Source organism: Streptomyces longhuiensis (genome assembly GCF_020616555.1).
In the GTDB taxonomy this organism is placed as follows: domain Bacteria; phylum Actinomycetota; class Actinomycetes; order Streptomycetales; family Streptomycetaceae; genus Streptomyces; species Streptomyces longhuiensis.
The window spans coordinates 4,807,878-4,826,261 of sequence record NZ_CP085173.1; the positions used below are offsets into that span (position 1 = coordinate 4,807,878).

Annotated in this window: 13 protein-coding genes, 5 tRNA genes and 1 riboswitch; of the genes, 8 read left to right on the plus strand and 10 right to left on the minus strand. The window is 71.7% G+C overall.

Annotation, left to right across the window (positions count from 1 at the left end):
* The first annotated feature begins 94 nt into the window (after positions 1–94).
* Both trmB and LGI35_RS22260 read left to right on the plus strand, forming a co-directional pair.
* On the plus strand, positions 95–970 hold the full coding sequence (gene trmB / locus LGI35_RS22255) for a tRNA (guanosine(46)-N7)-methyltransferase TrmB (RefSeq protein WP_227295774.1): 876 nt from the start codon (positions 95–97) through the stop codon (positions 968–970).
* Positions 971–1,013: 43 nt separating this feature from the next.
* Positions 1,014–2,375: a PrsW family intramembrane metalloprotease gene (locus LGI35_RS22260; protein ID WP_227295776.1), complete on the plus strand. Its 1,362-nt coding sequence runs from the start codon at positions 1,014–1,016 to the stop codon at positions 2,373–2,375.
* Positions 2,376–2,388: 13 nt separating this feature from the next.
* On the opposite strand, the gene LGI35_RS22265 is transcribed toward LGI35_RS22260, so the two are convergent.
* From LGI35_RS22265 to LGI35_RS22275, 3 genes are all read right to left on the minus strand, one after another.
* Entirely contained in the window at positions 2,389–3,333 is a 945-nt protein-coding gene (locus LGI35_RS22265; protein ID WP_227295778.1) for an aldo/keto reductase, read from the minus strand.
* A gap of 110 nt (positions 3,334–3,443) precedes the next feature.
* Positions 3,444–4,499, minus strand: a complete 1,056-nt coding sequence (locus tag LGI35_RS22270) for a M23 family metallopeptidase (protein WP_227295780.1) — start codon at positions 4,497–4,499, stop codon at positions 3,444–3,446.
* Positions 4,500–4,510: 11 nt separating this feature from the next.
* Positions 4,511–4,656, minus strand: a riboswitch (cyclic di-AMP (ydaO/yuaA leader).
* 259 nt (positions 4,657–4,915) lie between these two features.
* Complete coding sequence (locus LGI35_RS22275) at positions 4,916–6,022, minus strand: PP2C family protein-serine/threonine phosphatase (RefSeq protein ID WP_227295782.1); 1,107 nt, start codon at positions 6,020–6,022, stop codon at positions 4,916–4,918.
* A gap of 198 nt (positions 6,023–6,220) precedes the next feature.
* Between LGI35_RS22275 and LGI35_RS22280 the strand changes: the two genes are divergently transcribed.
* Positions 6,221–6,294: transfer RNA gene (locus LGI35_RS22280), tRNA-Met, on the plus strand.
* A gap of 51 nt (positions 6,295–6,345) precedes the next feature.
* Here LGI35_RS22280 and LGI35_RS22285 read toward each other — a convergent pair.
* Positions 6,346–6,801: a tellurite resistance TerB family protein gene (locus LGI35_RS22285; RefSeq protein ID WP_227295784.1), complete on the minus strand. Its 456-nt coding sequence runs from the start codon at positions 6,799–6,801 to the stop codon at positions 6,346–6,348.
* Positions 6,802–6,979: 178 nt separating this feature from the next.
* On the opposite strand from LGI35_RS22285, the gene mgtA reads away from it, so the two are divergent.
* Positions 6,980–9,580, plus strand: coding sequence for a magnesium-translocating P-type ATPase (gene mgtA / locus LGI35_RS22290; RefSeq protein ID WP_227295785.1), 2,601 nt, complete (start codon positions 6,980–6,982; stop codon positions 9,578–9,580).
* A gap of 73 nt (positions 9,581–9,653) precedes the next feature.
* Here the strand turns inward: mgtA and LGI35_RS22295 are convergent.
* The 5 genes from LGI35_RS22295 to LGI35_RS22315 form a co-directional block, all read right to left on the minus strand.
* Positions 9,654–9,726, minus strand: a tRNA-Lys gene (locus LGI35_RS22295).
* A 121-nt stretch (positions 9,727–9,847) separates the two neighbouring features.
* Complete coding sequence (locus LGI35_RS22300; protein WP_227295788.1) at positions 9,848–11,392, minus strand: amino acid permease; 1,545 nt, start codon at positions 11,390–11,392, stop codon at positions 9,848–9,850.
* A gap of 169 nt (positions 11,393–11,561) precedes the next feature.
* The gene (locus LGI35_RS22305) at positions 11,562–13,826 is read right to left on the minus strand and encodes a DEAD/DEAH box helicase (RefSeq protein ID WP_227295790.1); all 2,265 of its coding nucleotides are present in this window, start codon (positions 13,824–13,826) and stop codon (positions 11,562–11,564) included.
* A gap of 231 nt (positions 13,827–14,057) precedes the next feature.
* Positions 14,058–14,594 (minus strand): hypothetical protein, encoded by a 537-nt coding sequence (locus LGI35_RS22310; protein WP_227295792.1) that lies wholly within the window; start codon positions 14,592–14,594, stop codon positions 14,058–14,060.
* 129 nt (positions 14,595–14,723) lie between these two features.
* Positions 14,724–15,074 carry a metallopeptidase family protein gene (locus LGI35_RS22315; RefSeq protein WP_206302105.1) on the minus strand — a complete coding sequence of 117 codons (351 nt, stop codon included), beginning with the start codon at positions 15,072–15,074 and terminating at the stop codon, positions 14,724–14,726.
* A gap of 81 nt (positions 15,075–15,155) precedes the next feature.
* Between LGI35_RS22315 and LGI35_RS22320 the strand changes: the two genes are divergently transcribed.
* From LGI35_RS22320 to LGI35_RS22335, 4 genes are all read left to right on the plus strand, one after another.
* On the plus strand, positions 15,156–16,721 hold the full coding sequence (locus tag LGI35_RS22320) for a metallophosphoesterase family protein (protein WP_227295793.1): 1,566 nt from the start codon (positions 15,156–15,158) through the stop codon (positions 16,719–16,721).
* An 81-nt stretch (positions 16,722–16,802) separates the two neighbouring features.
* A tRNA-Glu gene (locus tag LGI35_RS22325) sits at positions 16,803–16,875 on the plus strand.
* Between the two features lie 37 nt (positions 16,876–16,912).
* Positions 16,913–16,987: transfer RNA gene (locus tag LGI35_RS22330), tRNA-Asp, on the plus strand.
* Positions 16,988–17,011: 24 nt separating this feature from the next.
* A tRNA-Phe gene (locus LGI35_RS22335) sits at positions 17,012–17,085 on the plus strand.
* Positions 17,086–17,197: 112 nt separating this feature from the next.
* On the opposite strand, the gene LGI35_RS22340 is transcribed toward LGI35_RS22335, so the two are convergent.
* Positions 17,198–18,280, minus strand: a complete 1,083-nt coding sequence (locus tag LGI35_RS22340) for an ABC-2 transporter permease (protein WP_227295795.1) — start codon at positions 18,278–18,280, stop codon at positions 17,198–17,200.
* Between the last annotated feature and the right edge of the window lie 104 nt (positions 18,281–18,384).

The following is an 18,384-nucleotide window of genomic DNA, read 5'->3' on the forward strand; positions in this document are numbered from 1 at the left end:
CGGGCCTCGAGCTCGGCCCCCGAACTCCGGGTCGTGAGCTTGGGCGTCCTGAGCTTGGGCCCCGGCCCGATCCGGCGTCTAAAATCGCTTCACTGTGTCTGAGTCACCCCGCACCCCCGAAGCCCACACCCCTGAGACCTCCGGTCACGAAGCCTCTGGTTCCGAAGCCTCCGGCCACGAAGCCTCCGGTCACGTACGTGCCAAGGGCGAGCCGCGCTTCCCGGACGGGCCCGCACCCGACCCCGCCGGTTCGCACTTCGAGCGGCGCATCCGCAGCTTCCAGCCCCGCCGCAGCCGCGTCACGACCGGCCAGGCAGACGCCCTCCAGCGGCTGTGGCCCCTGTGGGGTCTCGACATCGACGGGCAGCGCGTCCTCGACCTCGACGAGCTGTTCGACGGCAGGAAGCGCGTCGTCCTGGAGATCGGCTTCGGCATGGGCGAGGCGACGGCGCAGATGGCCGCCGACGACCCCGACACCGGCATCCTCGCGGTCGACGTGCACACCCCGGGCCAGGGCAACCTCCTGGGTCTCGCCGAGCGGAACGGCCTGACGAACGTACGGGTGGCGAACGGCGACGCGATCATCCTGCTCCGCGAGATGCTCCCCGCGGCCTCCCTGGACGGGCTGCGCGTCTACTTCCCCGACCCCTGGCCGAAGAAGCGCCACCACAAGCGGCGCCTGATCCAGCCGGAGTTCCTCAGCCTCGCCAAGGTCCCCCTCAAGCCGGGCGCGCTGGTGCACTGCGCGACCGACTGGGAGCCGTACGCCGAGCAGATGCTCGAAGTCCTGACCGAACACCCGGACTACGAGAACACGCAGGCCGACGGCGGATACGCGCCCCGGCCCGCGTTCCGCCCCCTCACACGATTCGAGGGCCAAGGCCTGGACAAGGGCCATGTCGTCCACGACCTGCTCTTCCTGCGCGCGGAGCACGCACCGAAGTCCCCGCCGGTCACCACCGCGGACTGACACCCCGTCGCGGCCGGGCCCGTCCCTCGTTAGGGTCAACGCTGTGGCGACCTATCCCTCGTATCCGAATGCGTTTCCGCAGGCGCAGCCCGGAGCAGGTGCTCCCGGGCCCGGCACGCTGCGGCATCCACGCTGGTGGGAGCGGAAGGCCGTGCACGCCTGGGCGCTCGTCTCGCTCCTCACGCTCTCCGGCCTGGTGATCCTCGCCCTCGTGCGCGAACAGACGGGCACCGAGGGGTTCCTGGTCGGGCTCTGCCTCGCGGTCCTGCCCGTCCCGCTGCTGATAGCCGCGTTCCGCTGGCTGGACCGGGTCGCGCCCGGCCCCTGGCGGAACCTGCTGTTCTCGTTCGCCTGGGGCGCCTGCGCCGCCGCGCTCATCGCGATCGTCGCCAACAGCTTCGCGACGCACTGGATCGCCACGAACTCGGCCGACCCCTCGAACGCCGACACCCTCGGCGCGACGGTCATAGCGCCCATCGTCGAGGAATCCGCGAAGGCCTGCGCCGTCCTGCTCATCTTCCTGTTCCGCAGACGGGACTTCACCGGGATCGTCGACGGCGTCGTGATCGCCGGGGTCACCGCCACCGGCTTCGCGTTCACCGAGAACATCCTCTACCTGGGCAACGCCTTCGGCACCGACCAGCTGAACAGCGGCACCGGCATGGCCTCGGTGACCGCCGCCACCTTCTTCGTACGCATCGTCATGTCGCCGTTCGCGCACCCCCTGTTCACGGTGCTCACCGGCATCGGGTTCGGCTTCGCGGCGTGGACCGCGCCCGGTCGCGGGCCCGTGCGGCGCGTGCTGCTGCCCATCGCCGGACTGCTGCTCGCGATGGGCATGCACGCCACGTGGAACGGCTCGTCGGCGTTCGGCCCGTTCGGGTTCTTCGGGGTCTACGCGCTGTTCATGATGCCCGCGTTCGGACTGCTGACCTGGCTCGCGATCGGGACCCGCCAGCGCGAACTGCGCACCGTGCGCGCCGAGCTGCCCGCGTACGCGGCGGCCGGCTGGGTCGGCCCGGACGAGCCGTTCGCCCTCGGCTCGATGCGCGCCCGCCGCCTGGCCCGCGAGTTCGCGCAGCACCACGGCGGCAAGGAGACGGCCAAGGTCGTCGCCCAGTACCAGCAGTACGCGACGTCACTCGCGCTCCTGCGTCACCGCGGCCGGCGCGGCCGGGCCGGCACGGACTATGTCGTACGGGAGCGGGAGCTGCTCGACGAGCTGTGGGCGCGGCGCCACGCGGCACGCCCCGCCCTCGCCTACGCGGCCCGCGCCACCGCGCCGCCCGTGTGGGTGCCGCCGATGTACGCGGGCCCGGTGTACGCGGGGCCGGTGTACGCGGGGCCGGTCGCCCAGTTCCCCGCGCACCACGCGCACAACGCCCCCAACCCGTACCGCTACTGAGAACGCCCGCGGATCAGGCGGACGCCTCCGTGAGCTTCGAGAGCTCCGCGTCCGTCAGCTCCAGGTCGGCCACGGCCACCAGCGCCGGCAGCTGCTCCACGGTGCGGGCGGACGCGATCGGGGCGGCCACCGTCGGGCGGGACGCGAGCCAGGCGAGGGCGACCGTCGCGACCTCGGCGCCGTGCGCCTGCGCCACCTCGTCGAGGGCCTTGAGGACGCGCACGCCGCGCTCGGTCTCCAGGTGCTTGCCCGCGCCCGCGGCCCGCGCGCTGTCGACCTCGGTGCCCGGCCGGTACTTGCCCGTCAGGAATCCGGCAGCCAGGGCGTAGTACGGGACGGCCGCGAGACCGCTGCGCGAGGCGACCTCCTGGAGCCGGCCCTCGTAGGTGTCGCGCGAGACGAGGTTGTAGTGCGGCTGGAGCGCCGCGTAGCGGGCGAGGCCCTCGCGGTCGGAGAAGTCCAGGGACTCCTGGAGGCGCTCCGGGGTCAGGTTCGACGCGGCGATGGCGCGCACCTTGCCGGCCGTCACCAGCTCGTCGAGGGCGGTGATGATCTCCTCGACCGGCACGGACGGGTCGTCGAAGTGCGTGTAGTAGAGGTCGATGTAGTCGGTGCCGAGGCGGCGCAGCGACTCGTCGGCGGCGGACTTGATGGTGTGCGCGGACAGGCCCTTGAAGTCGGGGTGGGCGCCGACCTTGGTGGCGATGACGACATCGGAGCGGTTGCCGCGCGCGGCCAGCCACTTGCCGATGACGGTCTCGGACTCGCCGCCCTTGTTGCCCGGGACCCACGCCGAGTACGCGTCGGCCGTGTCGACGAAGTTGCCGCCCGCGGCGACGTACGCGTCGAGCACGGCGAAGGACTGCGCCTCGTCGGCGGTCCAGCCGAACACATTGCCGCCGAGGGAGAGCGGGAACACCTCGAGGTCTGACGAGCCAAGCTTGCGAAGAGAAGTCATGGCCTGCCAGAACACCGATATGGATCAAGATATTCCGGACACGGCGAACCGGCAGCCCTGACGTCGGGGGGTTGCCGTCAGGACCGCCGGGGTTCGGAGGGTCACGAGCCTCAGATCGTCAGGCCGTTGGAGCGCAGCCACGGCGCGGGGTCGACCCCGGTCGCCTGGCCGCCGGGGTGGACCTCCAGGTGGAGGTGCGGCCCGGTCACGTTGCCGGTGGCGCCGACGCGGCCGATGACGTCGCCGCTGGTCACCTTCTGGCCCGCGCTGACGTTGAGGGACGACTGGTGGCAGTACCAGAGCTCGGTGCCGTCCGGCAGCTCCAGGACGGTGCGGTAGCCGTACGCGCCCGCCCAGCCGGCTTCCTTGACGGTGCCGGAGTGGATCGCCTTCAGCGGGGTACCCGTCGGAGCGGCGAAGTCGAGACCCGTGTGGTAGCCGGAGGACCACATCGAGCCGGGCTGACCGAAGGTGCCGGTGATCGTGTAGGAGGCGACCGGGAGCGTGAAACTCTTGGCGAGCTTGGCGAGGCGCTCGGCCTCGGCCTTCTTCTTCGCCGCCTCCTCCGCCGCCTTCTTGTCGGCGGCGGCCTTGGCCTTGGCGGCGTCCTGCTCCTTGGCGGCGTCCTCGGCGGCCTTCTTCGCGGCGGCCTCCTCGGCGGCCGCGGCCTCGGCGTCGGCGGCCTGGTCCTGCTGCTGCTCGGCCTGCTGCATGATGCGGGCGCGCAGGGCCTCACCGGCGGTCGTGCCCTGCTGGGCGTCCGCGGTGGTGATACCGGCGCCGGTCAGCGGGGTCGCGGTGGTGCCGGACTCGTCGTCGTCTCCGGAGACATCGGATATCAGCGCGCCCACGCCGGGCAGGGACTTGGCGTCGGGCAGCGAGTCCTTGACGGCCGAGAGGTCGGGCATGGAGATGTGTACGGGAGGCTTGCCGCCCTGCGCGGTGGCGATGCCGCCCGCGCCGACGGCCGCGATCACGCCGACACCGAGAACGGTGGAGCTGCGCGCGAGACCGCCGCGCTGCTTGGCCACGCGGTGCCTGCCGCGTACGGGGCGGACGGAGTCCTCGGTGGGGTTCCACTCCTCCCAGGTCCGCTCGTCCGCTTCGCCGAACTCTTCGCCGATCGGCGCATAGGAGAACTCTGGGGCAGGCCGGTTGGACGCCACTGGGGCGCGCTCCTTTCCTTCCTTCTCGCCTACCGGGTTAGCTGACGGGTTCGGAGCAGGAAGGTCTCCTACCGACGCCTTCCGCAAGGAAAGACGTCCGATTCACCCCAAGTTGGTGGTTCCCCGGCTCCCTTGCGGGATTAGGCGCGTGCGCACGGAGCCATCTCTTGTGACGGCTGGGACGACCGCGCTGCGTTATCGAACGTTAATAGACACCGGGGCCCGATTCCAAGCCGTTCCGACTGATCGTTAACGCCTTTGGCCTGGACTTAACGGGGCACGAGCGGGCGGAATCGGGCGAGTTGACCCGCAGCCGGAACAGGCGATTCACCTGACGGTTTGTCAAATGTTATGCGCAGTGGCGCTGTTCGACTACACAAGGTGATGACGGCACTCACCGCTGCTTCACGGCTGCTTCACGGCCGCCTCACCGCGAGCAGTGCCATGTCGTCCGTCGTGCCGCCCCCGGTGTGCCGGCGGACCTCGGCGGTGAGCGCGGCCAGCAGCGGATCGGGCCCCGGGAACATCCGCCCCGCGAGCCGCGCCGCCGGGTCGTAGAAGGTGCCCTGCGCGTCGCGGGCCTCCGAGAGGCCGTCGGTGTGGAGCAGCAGTGTCGCCCCGCTCGGGAACTCCGACTCGGACGCGCGGTCGGGCCAGGTGCCGAGGTCCCCCATCCCGAGCGGCAGCGCGGGCTCCGGCGCCGACAGGACCTTGAGCGCCCCGTCGCCGCCCAGGAGCAGGGGTTCCGGGTGGCCGCGGTTGATGACGCGTACGAGGCCGTTGCCGTGCGGGATCTCGGCGAGCACGGCCGTGGTGAAGCCCTCGAACTCGTCGAGGCCGTTGCGCCGCAGCCCTTCCCGCGCGAGCGCCCGCTCCAGGCGCTGCGCGACCGCCTCCAAGGTCGCCTCCTGCTCGGCCGCCTCCCGGAAGGCACCGATGACGACGGCCACGGCGGACACCGCGCCCATGCCCTTCCCCCGTACGTCGCCCACGACGAGCCGCACACCGTGCGGGGTGTCCTGCACCGCGTACAGATCGCCCCCGATGAAGGCCCCCTCCTGGGCGGCCTCGTACCGGGCCGCGATCTCCAGGCCGCCGATGCGCTCGGCGGGCTCGGGCAGGACGGCGCGCTGGGCCGCCTCGGCGATCTGGCGCACGGAGGTGAGCTGCTCGCTGCCGCGCCGCACGATGCGGTTCATGACGCAGGCGAGTACGGCGACGGTGACGACCGTGACGAGTTCGGTGATGGCGTCGGTGTCGTAACTGCGGGTGTACCGGAGATGCACCCCGAGTACGACGGCGACGGTCGCGAGGCCGGTCAGGAAGGTGCCGCGGGGCGAGAAGAACGGGGCCGCGACGAGCGGGGCGGCGGTGAACAGGGGCACGCCGGTGAACGTCGACGGCGTGACGTAGTCGTAGATCGCCCCGGCGACGATGAGCAGCACGGGCACCAGGCGTACGAAGAACCGGGCCCGGGACAGACGCTGCTCCGTCCCTCGTCCGTGCCCTCCTCGCTGCCCCACCACTCGTCTCCCGCCACCGTCCGCCTTGGTCCCGCGCCTGCGCACGTCATCGGCCCCACCCCAGGGTTGCCCGCGGGCAGACGGCGGGCGACCTGGTGGGACCGACCGGGTGAAAGGGGTCCCGGGCGGCGGATCACGGAACCCTGGGCAACCGATTCGCGTTCTGTCGCCGCAATGGCGTAGAGTCGTGTTTACCGACGCGGGGTGGAGCAGCTCGGTAGCTCGCTGGGCTCATAACCCAGAGGTCGCAGGTTCAAATCCTGTCCCCGCTACTGAAGGCCGAAGGCCCGGAACCAATGGTTCCGGGCCTTCGGTGTATTCCCTTACAGGTCGAACTCGTGCGGCGGCAGGTCGAGCATCAGGCAGGCCTCGCGGACGACGGCCTGCTCGGTCTTGTCGAAGTCGCCGTCGGCGCCGCCGATGACGATGCCGATCTGGACGACCGCGCGCGCCTCGGCGGGCTTCTTCTTCGCCTTGGCGATCTCCTGGAGAACGCTGACCTTGCCGAAGTCGAAGTCGGCGGTCAGCTTGTTCAGGTTCGCGTCGAAGCGGCTCTGGAGCTGGTCCGCCGGGAAGTTCTGCAGCACCTCGTTCGTGGAGATGAGCTGGGCCACGCGGCTGCGCTCGGCCGGGTCGACGTTCCTGTCGGCCGCGGCGACCAGCGCGCACATCGCCATGCTCGCGTCACGGAAGGCGCCGCTCTTCAGGTCGTTCTTCTTCGCCATGAGCTGCGTCTGCATCGTCGACGCGGACTCCTTGAAGCGATCCCACAGGGCCATGACTCTCCTCGTTCGGCGTGTACTGATCTTCTACAGCGCTGTAGAAACTAGTGGGGAGCGGCAAAAGTTCCGCCTCTAAACTGAAGGCCCGAACTCTCTGCCGGAGAGCCTTTCGCGGTCCGATGAACGGGAGAAGACGACGGTGCCGACACCCGAGAAGCCCTGACGGCGCCCGAAAGTGACCGACACCGCCCCGGCCGGCGTCGCCGCCCCGCCCTCAGGCCGTACGACCCTCCAGGTCCTGCGCTCCCTCGACAGCGGCCCGCGCGGCCTCACCGAGGCGGAGGCCGAGCGGCGCCTGGTCCTGCACGGCGAGAACGTCGTGCCGGGCACGCGCCCCCTGTCCTGGCCCCGGCTCGCCGCCCGCAGCCTGCGCGACCCGTTCACCGTCGTCCTGCTCTGCCTCGGACTCGTCTCCGCGACCGTCGCCGCCTGGGGCACCGCCTGCGTGATCCTCGTCCTGGTCGCCGTCAGCTGCTGCCTGCGCTCCGCGGGCGAGCGCCGCGCCGACAGCGCCATGGCGGGCCTGCGCGAGCTGGTCGCGACGACGGCGACCGTGCTGCGCCGCCCCAGCGACGACGAGACCGCCTCACCGGCCGGACACGAGCTCCCCGTAAGCCAGTTGGTGCCCGGCGACGTGGTGCGGCTCGGCCCCGGCGACCTGATCCCCGCCGACGTACGCCTCCTGCGGGCGCAGGGCCTGACCGTGCAACAGGCGGCGTTCACCGGGGAGTCCGTGCCGGCCGACAAGCGTCCCGTGGACCTGCCCGCGGACGGTGAGTCGGCCCATCTGTGCTTCCAGGGCGGCAGCGTGGCCTCCGGGAGCGCGAGCGCCGTGGTGCTCGCGACGGGCGCCGACACCCGCTTCGCCGCCGCCCACCGCACGATCGGCGCGGAGCGCGGGGCGAGCGCGTTCGACCGCTCGGTGCACGGCATCTCCTGGACCCTGATCCGCTTCATGCTGCTGACGCCGCCGCTGGTCCTGATGGCCGGCGCCGCGCTGCGCGGCCGGGGCCTGGAGACCCTGCCGTTCGCCGTGGCGGTGGCCGTCGGCCTCACCCCGGAGATGCTGCCGGTCATCGTCACGACGGCGCTCGCCCGCGGCTCCGCGCTGCTCGCCCGCACCCACGGCGTCATCGTCAGACGGCTCCCCGCGCTGCACGACATCGGCGCCGTCGACATCCTCTGCGTCGACAAGACGGGCACCCTCACCCAGGACCGCCCGGCCGTCGACCCGGCCCGCACCGACCCCGATGCCCTGCACTGGGCCGCCGTCTCCGCCTGGTGGACGCTCCAGCTCGCCGACCTGCCGACCGTGGACGCGCTCGACGAGGCGGTCGTCACGCAGGCGCTCGCGACGGACCCGGCCTTCACCGAGGCGTACGACGGCGTCACCGCCCTGCCCTTCGACCCCGTACGCCGCCTCGCCACCGCCGTCGTCCGGCGGCCCGGCACGCTCGGCACCGTCACCCTCGCCGTCAAAGGCTCCGTGGAGAACGTCCTGGAGCGGTGTGCCCTCGACGACGCCGAGCGCGCGAGCCTGCTCGCCCGGGCCGCGGACATGTCCGGCGACGGGCTGCGGCTCCTCGCGGTGGCGACCGCCGAACGCCCCGCCCGGCACCACCCGGGGGTCCTCCCGCGCCCTTCAGACGGTGGGGGAGGCACCGCCGACGAACGCGGCCTCACCTTCACCGGCTTCGTCGCCTTCACCGACGCCCTCGTGCCGACCGCCGCGCGGGCTCTGCGCGATCTGGGCGAGCGTGGCGTCACGGTCAAGGTCATCACCGGCGACCACCCCGGCACCGCGGCCCGCGCCCTGCGCGATCTGGGCCTCGCCCCCGGCGAGATCCACACCGCGGACGCCCTCGACGCGCTCACGGACGAGGAACTGGCCCACCTCGCCCGCCGCACCACCCTCTTCGCCCGCTGCGCCCCCGCCCACAAGGCCCGCATCGTCACCGCCCTGCGCGCCGGCGGGGAGACGACCGTCGGCTTCCTCGGCGACGGCGTGAACGACCTGCCCGCGCTGCGCGCCGCCGACGTCGGGATCTGCCCGCGCGACGCGGTCGCGGCGGCGCGCGACGCGGCGGACATCGTGCTCGCGCAGCCCGCCGACCGGCCGGGCAAGGACCTCACCGCGATCGGCCACGCGATCGCCGCGGGCCGTCACAGCAGCGGCAACATCGCGACGTACCTGCGCGTCACGCTCTCCTCGAACCTCGGCAACGTGATCGCGATGCTGTCGGCGGGCCTCCTGCTGCCGTTCCTGCCGATGCTCCCGGCACAGGTGCTCGCCCAGAACCTGTGCTTCGACGCGGCCCAGCTGTCGTTCGCCTTCGACCGCCCGGCGGCCGCCGCCCTGCGCCGCCCCACGACGCTGCGCCCGCGCGACTTCCTGCGGTTCATCACCGGGTTCGGCGTCCTCAACGCCGCCGCCGACCTCGCGACCTTCGGCGTCCTCGCGCTCGCCCTGCACTCCACGGCGGGCCCGGCCGACGAGGCGGCGTTCCACTCGGGCTGGTTCACCGAGAACCTCCTGACGCAGGCTCTGGTGATGCTGCTCCTGCGCACCGGCCGCGCCCCGCGCACCCCGGGCCCGGTCCGCTGGGCGGTCGCGTCCCTGGCCGTCGTCGGCGTCGTGCTGCCACTGACCCCCGCCGCCCACCCGCTCGGCATGACTCCCCTGCCGCCCGTGTACTACGCGCTCCTCGCGGCGGTCCTCGCCCTGTACGCGGTCGCGCTGACGGCGGTGAAGCGGCGGTACGTGCGGCAGGCGTGAGGGGCAACGGAGTTCGGCGGGAACAGCGCAGCGGCCCGGCCGGCCGAAGCCGTCCGGGCCGCTGTTCACGCGGTAGACCCTGTGGGACTCGAACCCACAACCAATGGATTAAAAGTCCACTGCTCTGCCAATTGAGCTAAGGGTCCACGCGCCGACCCGCGCCGACGCATCCCCGAGCATAGCCCGCCGGGGCCGGGAGGCCGATCGGGTATCGGCCTCCACGGCCTGTCGGAGGTCACAAGGGCGGCCGGACGGCGCGCCCACCGCTCACGGATCGACCGGTTCCGGCGCTCCCACGCGCCCCGCCTCACGGGCGACGGTCCGCGCGTGCTCCGGGTTGAGGAACCAGTGCCGGGCCGACACCAGCCACCACACACCGGCGAACCCGAGGACCACAAGGACCGCGATCGGGGCGTAGTTGAACGTCTCCCACGTGACCGGCGAGACCTGCGGGAGCATGAACAGGACCGTGATGACGGCGACCCACACCACGGCCACGATCCCGATCGGCCGCGACCACCTGCCCAGGTGCCAGGGCCCGCGCTCGAAGGCGTCGCCCTTGCGCAGCCGCAGCAGGGTCGGGACGACGTACGCGATGTACAGGCCGATGACGGCGATCGAGGTCACGGCCGCGTACGCGGTGACGTTGATGAGGTACGGCAGACCGAGCACGAGGGCACCGAGCGCGGCCAGCCACACCGCGGCCACGGGGGTGCGGGTGCGCGGGCTGACGGTGTGCCAGACGTGCGAGTACGGCAGCGCGCCGTCGCGCGAAAAGGCGTAGATCATACGGCTGTTGGCCGTGACGGAGGCCATACCGCAGAAGAGCTGCGCGCCGATGACGACGAGCAGCAGCAGCTTCCCGGCCGTCGCCCCGAGCGCGTCGAGCAGGATCTGCGCGGGCGGCGCACCCGTGGCCGAGCCGAGGGCTCCCTGGTACGACTGGATGGCGAAGGTGAAGCCGAGCAGCAGCACGAACCCGGCGATCCAGGACGTCCAGATGGAGCGCACGATGCCCTTCGGCCCCGCGGTGGACGCGTCGTGGGTCTCCTCGGTCATGTGCGCGGAGGCGTCGTAGCCGGTGAACGTGTACTGGGCCATCAGCAGTCCGATCAGGACGACGTAGAACCCACTGCCCCAGCCGGTGTTGTTGACGAACTTCGTGAAGACGAAGGACGCGGACTGGTGGCTGTCCGGCGCGAAGGCGAGCGCGCCGACGATGACGGCGACGCCGACGACGTGCCACCAGACACTGACGCTGTTGAGCAGCCCGACGATGCGCACGCCGAAGGTGTTGAGGAGCCCGTGCAGCACGAGGATCGCCGCGAACAGCAGGATCGTCCGCCCCGGCGTCACCTCGAAGTCGAACTGGAGGTTCAGATACGCGCCGAGGAAGGACGCGGCGCCGAAGTCGATGCCGGCGGTCACCGCGACCTGTCCGAGGACGTTGAACCAGCCCGTGAACCACGCCCACGCGGCGGCCGTCCGCTCGGGCGCGAGCCGGTGAGCCCAGAAGTAGAGGCCGGCGGAGGTCGGGTACGCCGAGCAGATCTCCGCCATCGCGAGCCCGACGAACAGCGTCATCAGCCCGACCCCGACCCATCCCCAGGTGATCAGGGCGGGGCCGCCGGTGTTCATGCCGAACAGATACATCGTCAGGCACCCGGAGAGCACCGAGATGATCGTGAAGGAGACGGCGTAGTTGGAGAACGCCGACATCCTGCGGGCGAGGACCTGCGTGTAGCCCAGCTGGGCGAGTCGTTCCTCGTCGGTCGAAGGCGGCGGTTGCTGCGCCGCTGGGTCACTTGTCATGCCCCCAGCGATTCCCGTGCCGGGGGCGGGGCATGCGCGGGCCTTGGCCAAATAATGCCCGGGGGTGAACGCCGGTACGGGGGCGGAAAAGAAGGAAGGGCCCGGGAGACGTGATCGTCTCCCGGGCCCTTCTCAGCTCAAGCCGTCAGGCCGTTCAGCCTTGCGACCGTCAGCCGTTGCGCTTCCAGCGCGGCTTCTCGTCGCGGCGGAACGAGGAACCACCGGTCGAGCCGGAGCCCGCACCGCGGTGGTCGTCACGGCGGCCGTACGGACGGTCGTGGCCACCGGCGCGGAAGCCGCCGCCGGCGGGACGGTCGTCACGACGGTCACGGTTGAACGGACGGTCGCTGCCGCGGTGGCCGCCGGAGGGGCGGTCGTCACGACGGAAGCCGCCGCCCGAGGGGCGCTCGTCACGACGGTCGCGGTTGAAGCCGCCACCGGAGGGACGGTCGTCACGACGGTCACGGTTGAAGCCGCCGGACGGACGGTCGTTGTCGCGGCGGAAGCCACCGGACGGACGGTCGTCGCGACGCTCGAAGGAACGGCCACCGCGGTCGTCACGACGGTCGCGGTTGAAGCCGCCACCGGAGGGACGGTCGTCACGACGGTCACGGTTGAAGCCGCCGGACGGACGGTCGTTGTCGCGGCGGAAGCCACCGGACGGACGGTCGTTGTCACGACGGTCACGGTTGAAGCCACCGGACGGACGGTCGTCGCGACGGAAGCCACCACGGTCGTTGTCACGGCGGTCACGGTTGAAGCCGCCCGACGGACGGTCGTCGCGACGGTCGCGCTTCTCGTAGTTGCCCCGCTCGTCACGGCGCTGCGGGCGCTGCTCGTACGAGGACGAACGCTCCTGGCGCTCGGCCGGCGCGGCGGCCTGCTCCGGGACGGACGCCTCGGCGGCCTTCTCGGCAGCGGCGGCGACGGCGGCGGCGACACCCTCGGCGTCCTCGCCACGCTCACGGGCGGCACGCGCGGTGAGGCGGTCGGCCTCCTCGCGCAGCTCGCCGGCGCGGCGCGTGGCACGCTCCAGCTCCTTGGTGAGGGAGGTGACCTCACGCTCGGCCTGCTGCGCGGCGTTGCCCGCCGACTCGGCCTGGACCTCGGTCATGGACCGGGCACCGGTGATCTCGGCGACCTCCGGGTCGAAGGCCGCACCGCCCTGGATGATGTGGCGCGAGGCGTCGACGCCCGCGTCCTCCATGAGGCGGAAGATCTGGCGGCGCTGGTGCGGCAGCGACAGGGAGACGACGACACCGGACTTGCCGGCACGCGCGGTACGGCCCGAGCGGTGCAGGTAGTCCTTGTGGTCACCGGCCGGGTCCACGTTCAGGACCAGGTCGATGCCGTCGACGTGGATACCGCGGGCGGCGACGTCGGTGGCGACGAGCGTGTTGACGTAGCCGTCCTTGAAGTCGGCGAGGACGCGGGTACGAGAGCCCTGCGTCATGCCGCCGTGCAGCGCGTCGGCCTTCACACCGGCGTCCTGGAGCTGCTCGGCGATGCGGTCGGCGCCCAGCTGGGTGCGGACGAAGATGATCGTGCGGCCCTTGCGGGAGGCGATCGCGGCGGTGACCGGCGCCTTGTCCTTGGGCTTCACGATCAGGATGTGGTGGGTCATGGTCGTGACGGCGCCCTGGGCGGCGTCGACCTCGTGCGTGACCGGGTTGTTCAGGTAGCGCTTGACCAGCGTGGAGATCTCGTTCTCCATCGTGGCCGAGAACAGCATGCGCTGGCCGTCGGCCGGGACCTGGTCGAGCAGCTCGGTGACCTCGGGCAGGAAGCCCAGGTCGGACATCTGGTCGGCCTCGTCCAGAACGGCGATCTCGACGTTCGCGAGCGAGCAGGCGCCGCGGTTGATGATGTCGCGCAGACGGCCCGGGGTGGCGACGAGGACGTCGACGCCGCGCTCGAGGGCGTAGATCTGGTTGCCCATGGACGTACCGCCGCAGACGACCTTCATCTTCAGGCCGAGGACGTCGCCGTAGGGCTGGAGGGCGTCGGCGACCTGCATCGCCAGCTCGCGGGTCGGGGTCAGGATGACCGCGCGGGGCTTCTTCTTCTCGGTGTGACCGCCGGCGAGGCGCGCCAGGGTCGGCAGACCGAAGGAGAGGGTCTTGCCGGAGCCGGTGCGGCCACGGCCGAGGATGTCCTTGCCGGCCAGGGCGTCCGGGATGGTCGCGGCCTGGATCGGGAACGGCGCGGTCACGCCGTTCTGCGCGAGCTTGCGGACGATGCCCTCGGGCAGACCGAGGTCGCCGAAGGTCAGCGTGGGCTCGGCAGGGGTGTCGTTGTCGGTGTCGGCATCGGCCGAGGCGCTGACAGCGGCCTCTCCGACGGCAACGGCAGTCACGTCCTCGTCGACGGCGAGAACCTGCACGGCCTCGTCGTTCTCGGGCATGACGGAGTGGTCAGAACTGGAAATGGACATGCGAAATGCGAAACCTTCCGGAGTCTCGGCACGCGCCCGTCAACTCCGTGAATTTCGCAATCGACCGCCTCAATGCGGTCCAGCCACGGCTGGGGAGAGAACGCGCCACGCGGCGCTCTCTTAACGGCGCCGGGCAAATGGGATCAAACGATCTACCACCATAGTCACCCACCACCCTCCAGCGCAAACCGATCCCCTGAGACCCCGCTCACATCCGCCCCGAGGTCACTCTTACGCAGGCATCCCCGCCTGCGGCGCCGGCTCCCGGACGATCCGCACCCGGGCCGACGCCTGCTCGTGCGCCGACGACGAGGGCTCCGCGGTGGTCGGGTCGGGCGTCGGCGTGGGGGTGTCCTGGGTCGGCGTGGGCGTGTCCGGCGGGGTGTGCGTCGGGGTCGGCCGGGACGGCGGCGTGGTCCGCCCGCTCGCCGACGGCTTCACCGGACCCTTCGGCCCGCCCTTGGTGACGCTCGCGGAGGGCGAGGCGGCACCCGAGGCCGCTTCGGCCGCGGAGCCGCTCGCCCCCGCCGACGGCGCCCCGTCCGCGCCCTCCCGGCCGCCCGCCCGCGCCCCGCCGCCCCCGGGGACCACCGCGCCGCCGTCCGGGGCCGCCCGCCCGCCGTGCCGCCCCGCCGAGTGCGACGGAGCGGGCCCGCCCCCGTCGTGGGCGACGCTCATGCAGCCGGCGGTCGCCGCCGTGACGGCCACCACCGTCGCGGCCAGTCGAACCAGACGAGCCGGACGAGGGGGTACGGGCAGCTGGCGCACGGGCGAGCACCTCCGGGGCGCTGAAAAGCTGGGGCTGAAGCCGGAACGGGAACGAACCGCCGGAAAATCGACGTCACCGTTCCCAACTCCCGTCCCCCGCAAGAGGACACGCCCCTCACGGCCCGGCCGTCACCCGTATCCGAGGGCGTGCAGCCGCGCGTCGTCGATCCCGAAGTGGTGGGCGATCTCGTGGACCACGGTGATCTCCGTCTCCCGGACGACGTCCTCGCGGGCCTCGCACATCCGCAGCGTGGGTCCCCGGTAGATGGTGATGCGGTCGGGCAGCACGCCCGCGTACCACTCGCCCCGGTCGGTCAGCGGCGTCCCTTCGTAGAGGCCGAGCAGCTCAGGGTCCTCGGCGGGGGGCTCGTCCTCGACGAACACCGCCACGTTGTCCATGAGCCGCGTCAGCTCCGGCGGAATCCGGTCCAGGGCTTCGGCGACCAGTTCCTCGAACTCCTCGCGCGTCATCTCCAGCACACGGCCATTGTCGGCCACCCGCCCGCAGATCGGCCTGTCCGTCCGGGCATACGGGACCATCCCCATGGGCATACGGGACCAATGGCCCGCGCCCCCGCTGTCGCCGCCCTGTCCGCCCTGCGGAACATCCCCTCCGCGGTCGGCCGCCACCATCGCGCCCGCCGCCTGCGCCCCACCGGCGATCTCGCCCCCCAGCCCCGCCCGTACCTCCGCGCCCTGGGCCTCGCGGCCGTCGTCCTCATGGGCGCGTGGCTCGGCCTGCTCGCCGTGGGGAACGTCCGTGTCCCGGTGGGCCCGATGGACACGCGGATGACGCTGCGCCCGTCCCTGACCGGCGGCACGAAGATCAACGTCTCGCCGCTCGGCTCCCTGGAGCTGAAGTCGCACACGGCCCCCATCCGCCTCGACGTGGACGTCGACCGCCTCGACCCGGTCCGCTCCGAGGCCCTGGTCAACCACCCCGAGCGCCTCTCGGGCCTCCAGGACGAGGTCACGCGCGACGTCGAGCACGGCACCCTCGACCTCGCCCTGCGCTCCTGCGTCGCCGTCGTCTCCGGCGCCACCGCGCTCGGCCTCGCGGTCTACCGCCGCCCCAGCCGCGCACTGGGCGCCGGCGGCCTCGCGCTCGCCCTCCTGGCGGCCTCGGGAGGGGCGGCGTACGCGACCTGGAACCCCAATTCGGTTCTGGAGCCGAAGTTCTCCGGCCTGCTCTCCTCGGCCCCCTCGGTCGTGGGCAGCGCACGCTCGATCGTCACCGAATTCGACGTCTACCAGAAGGAGTTGGCGCGCCTGGTGACCAATGTGACGAAGCTCTACGACGTGACGTCGACGCTCCCCGCGTACCGGCCGGACCCGTCCACGATCCGCGTCCTGCACGTCTCGGACATCCATCTGAACCCGGCCAGCTGGAAGATCATCTCCTCGCTCGTCGAGCAGTACGACATCTCGGTCATCGTCGACTCCGGCGACACGATGGACCACGGCTCGGCTGCCGAGAACCCGTTCCTCGACCCGATCAAGGACCTCGGCGCCCCGTACATCTGGGTCCGCGGAAACCACGACTCGGCGACCACCCAGCGCTACCTCGAACACATCAAGAACGTCCGCGTACTCGACAACGGCAAGGCGGTCACCGTCGCCGGGCTGCGCTTCGCCGGCACCGGGGACCCCCAGTACACGCCGGACCGGGCGGTCAGGGCGCAGGGCGATCCGGCCGAGCGCATGGCGGGCATCCGGCTCGCCTCCGCGCTGCGCGACCAGCGGGCGGCGGGCACGCCGGTGGACATCGCGATCGCCCACAACCCGGTGGCCGCCCGCGAGACGGACGGCACGGTCCCGCTGGTCCTCGCGGGCCACATCCATCACGAGCAGACCGAGGTGATGAGGCTGGGCACGCGGCTGCGCGTCGAGGGCTCGACCGGCGGCAGCGGTCTGCGCGCCGTCGACGACGCCTCCCCCGACCCGGTGCAGGCGTCGATCCTCTACCTGGACCGCGACACCCGCCGCCTGCAGGCCTGGGACGAGATCGAACTGGGCGGCCTCGGCCTGACGACGGCACAGGTCAGCCGCCATCTGCCCAAGGAGAACCAGCCGGGCGCGACCCCCTCGCCGACGCCGCCCACGGGCTCGCCCGCGCCCTCTCCCTAAACCGTTTTGGCGATCCCTCCCCGCATCCCATATGCTTCTCACGTCCCCGACGCGCTGCGAAGCGCCCAGGCGGGCCAATTAGCCCTCATCGTCTAGTGGCCCAGGACGCCGCCCTTTCAAGGCGGTAGCACGGGTTCGAATCCCGTTGGGGGCACGCAACACCCTGTGCGACACTTGTCGCACAACAGCTTGGTCCTGTGGAGCAGTTTGGAGTGCTCGCCACCCTGTCAAGGTGGAGGCCGCGGGTTCAAATCCCGTCAGGACCGCTGCGATTCGTTCGCGAACCGCGTGGCTGGGTAGCTCAGTTGGTACGAGCGATCGCCTGAAAAGCGATAGGTCGCCGGTTCGATCCCGGCCCCAGCCACAAGATTCAGGCCCCGTCTCCGGACGGGGCCTGTTGCGTTTCCCCACCACCTCCCGAAAGCCCTGTCCCGGACGGGGCTTTCGGCGTGTCCGGGTGCAGTCACCCGACAGGCTCACGCCCCCGGCGCCACCGCGTGGGCCGGTTCCGTGGTGCGGCCACCCGGATGGCGGTGACGCCAGACCCAGAAGATCGTGCTCGACAGGAGGGCCCACGCCGCGAGGACGACGAACGGGAACAGGTGCTGGTACCCGCCGAAGTACACGGCCGTGTGCTGCGCGTTCACGGACGCGCCCGGCGGGAGCCACCGGCCGATGCGGCCGAGCACCGACGGCAGCAGCGGCCACGACACCGCGCCGCCCGACGACGGGTTGCCGAGGAGCACCATCAGCCCCCACGTCGGGATCATCGCCCAGCGCCCGAACAGCGTGTTGAACATCGTGAAGACCATCCCCGACGTGAACATCGTCAGCGCGAGGATCGCCCAGGACTCGGCGAACGGCAGATCGAGCGCGCCCAGCCACCAGTCCACGACCGCCGCGATCACGAACGCCCCGGGCAGCGCGTACGCCACCGTGTACGCGATGCGCTCCAGCGGATCGAGGGCGCGCGCGTGCACGCTCAGCTGGATCGCTCCGACGAAGCCGATGATGACCGCGGCCAGCGAGATGTAGAAGATCGCGAGGCCGCGCGGGTCGCCCTTCTGGAGCGGCTTGATGTCGGTCACGGTGACCGGGACCCCGAGCCCGGCCCCGACCTCGGGGGCGGTCTCGGCGAGGACCTGCGCGACCGAGGCACCGGACGCACTCGAGACCTCGAGCGCGACGCGGTCACCCTGCCGCACGTCGAGGATCGCGAAGACCTTCTGCTGGTCCACGCCCTGGACGGCCGCCGCGATGCTGTCGTAGGGGTGCACTTCGAGGGACGCGTTCAGCGCCTTCTCCATGCCGGTCAGGAACGCCCCGCCGTGCGTCGCGTCCGCCGCGCCCACCACGGCCGCGGGAATCCGGTGCGGCGTCGGGTTCGCCATCGTGTAGGTGTACGAGCCCGCGAACAGGCCCGCGGCGGCGGCCAGGATGAACACGAGGACGGTCGCGGGCAGGAACGGCGACTTCTTGAAGTCCTCCCAGCGCTCCCCGCGCGTGGGCACCCGCCCGTGGGCGCCGTGCTCGTGATCGTCGTCGCTCGGCTCCGGCATACGGACACGTTAAAACACACATAACGGACCTTCAGCCCCAACAGCCCAGATCTCCACCGAAACCGGCCCACCTCAAAACCATTCGCCACCCGTTTCTCCGAGGT

What these genes read in the sequence shown, in the direction of transcription:
- LGI35_RS22265 (WP_227295778.1), bottom strand. Translation starts at nt 3,333, where the DNA reads ATGACTTCTCTTCGCAAGCTTGGCTCGTCAGACCTCGAGGTGTTCCCG.
- LGI35_RS22285 (WP_227295784.1), bottom strand. Translation starts at nt 6,801, where the DNA reads ATGGCCCTGTGGGATCGCTTCAAGGAGTCCGCGTCGACGATGCAGACG.
- LGI35_RS22300 (WP_227295788.1), bottom strand. Translation starts at nt 11,392, where the DNA reads ATGACAAGTGACCCAGCGGCGCAGCAACCGCCGCCTTCGACCGACGAG.
- LGI35_RS22305 (WP_227295790.1), bottom strand. Translation starts at nt 13,826, where the DNA reads ATGTCCATTTCCAGTTCTGACCACTCCGTCATGCCCGAGAACGACGAG.
- LGI35_RS22320 (WP_227295793.1), top strand. Translation starts at nt 15,156, where the DNA reads ATGGCCCGCGCCCCCGCTGTCGCCGCCCTGTCCGCCCTGCGGAACATC.
- LGI35_RS22340 (WP_227295795.1), bottom strand. Translation starts at nt 18,280, where the DNA reads ATGCCGGAGCCGAGCGACGACGATCACGAGCACGGCGCCCACGGGCGG.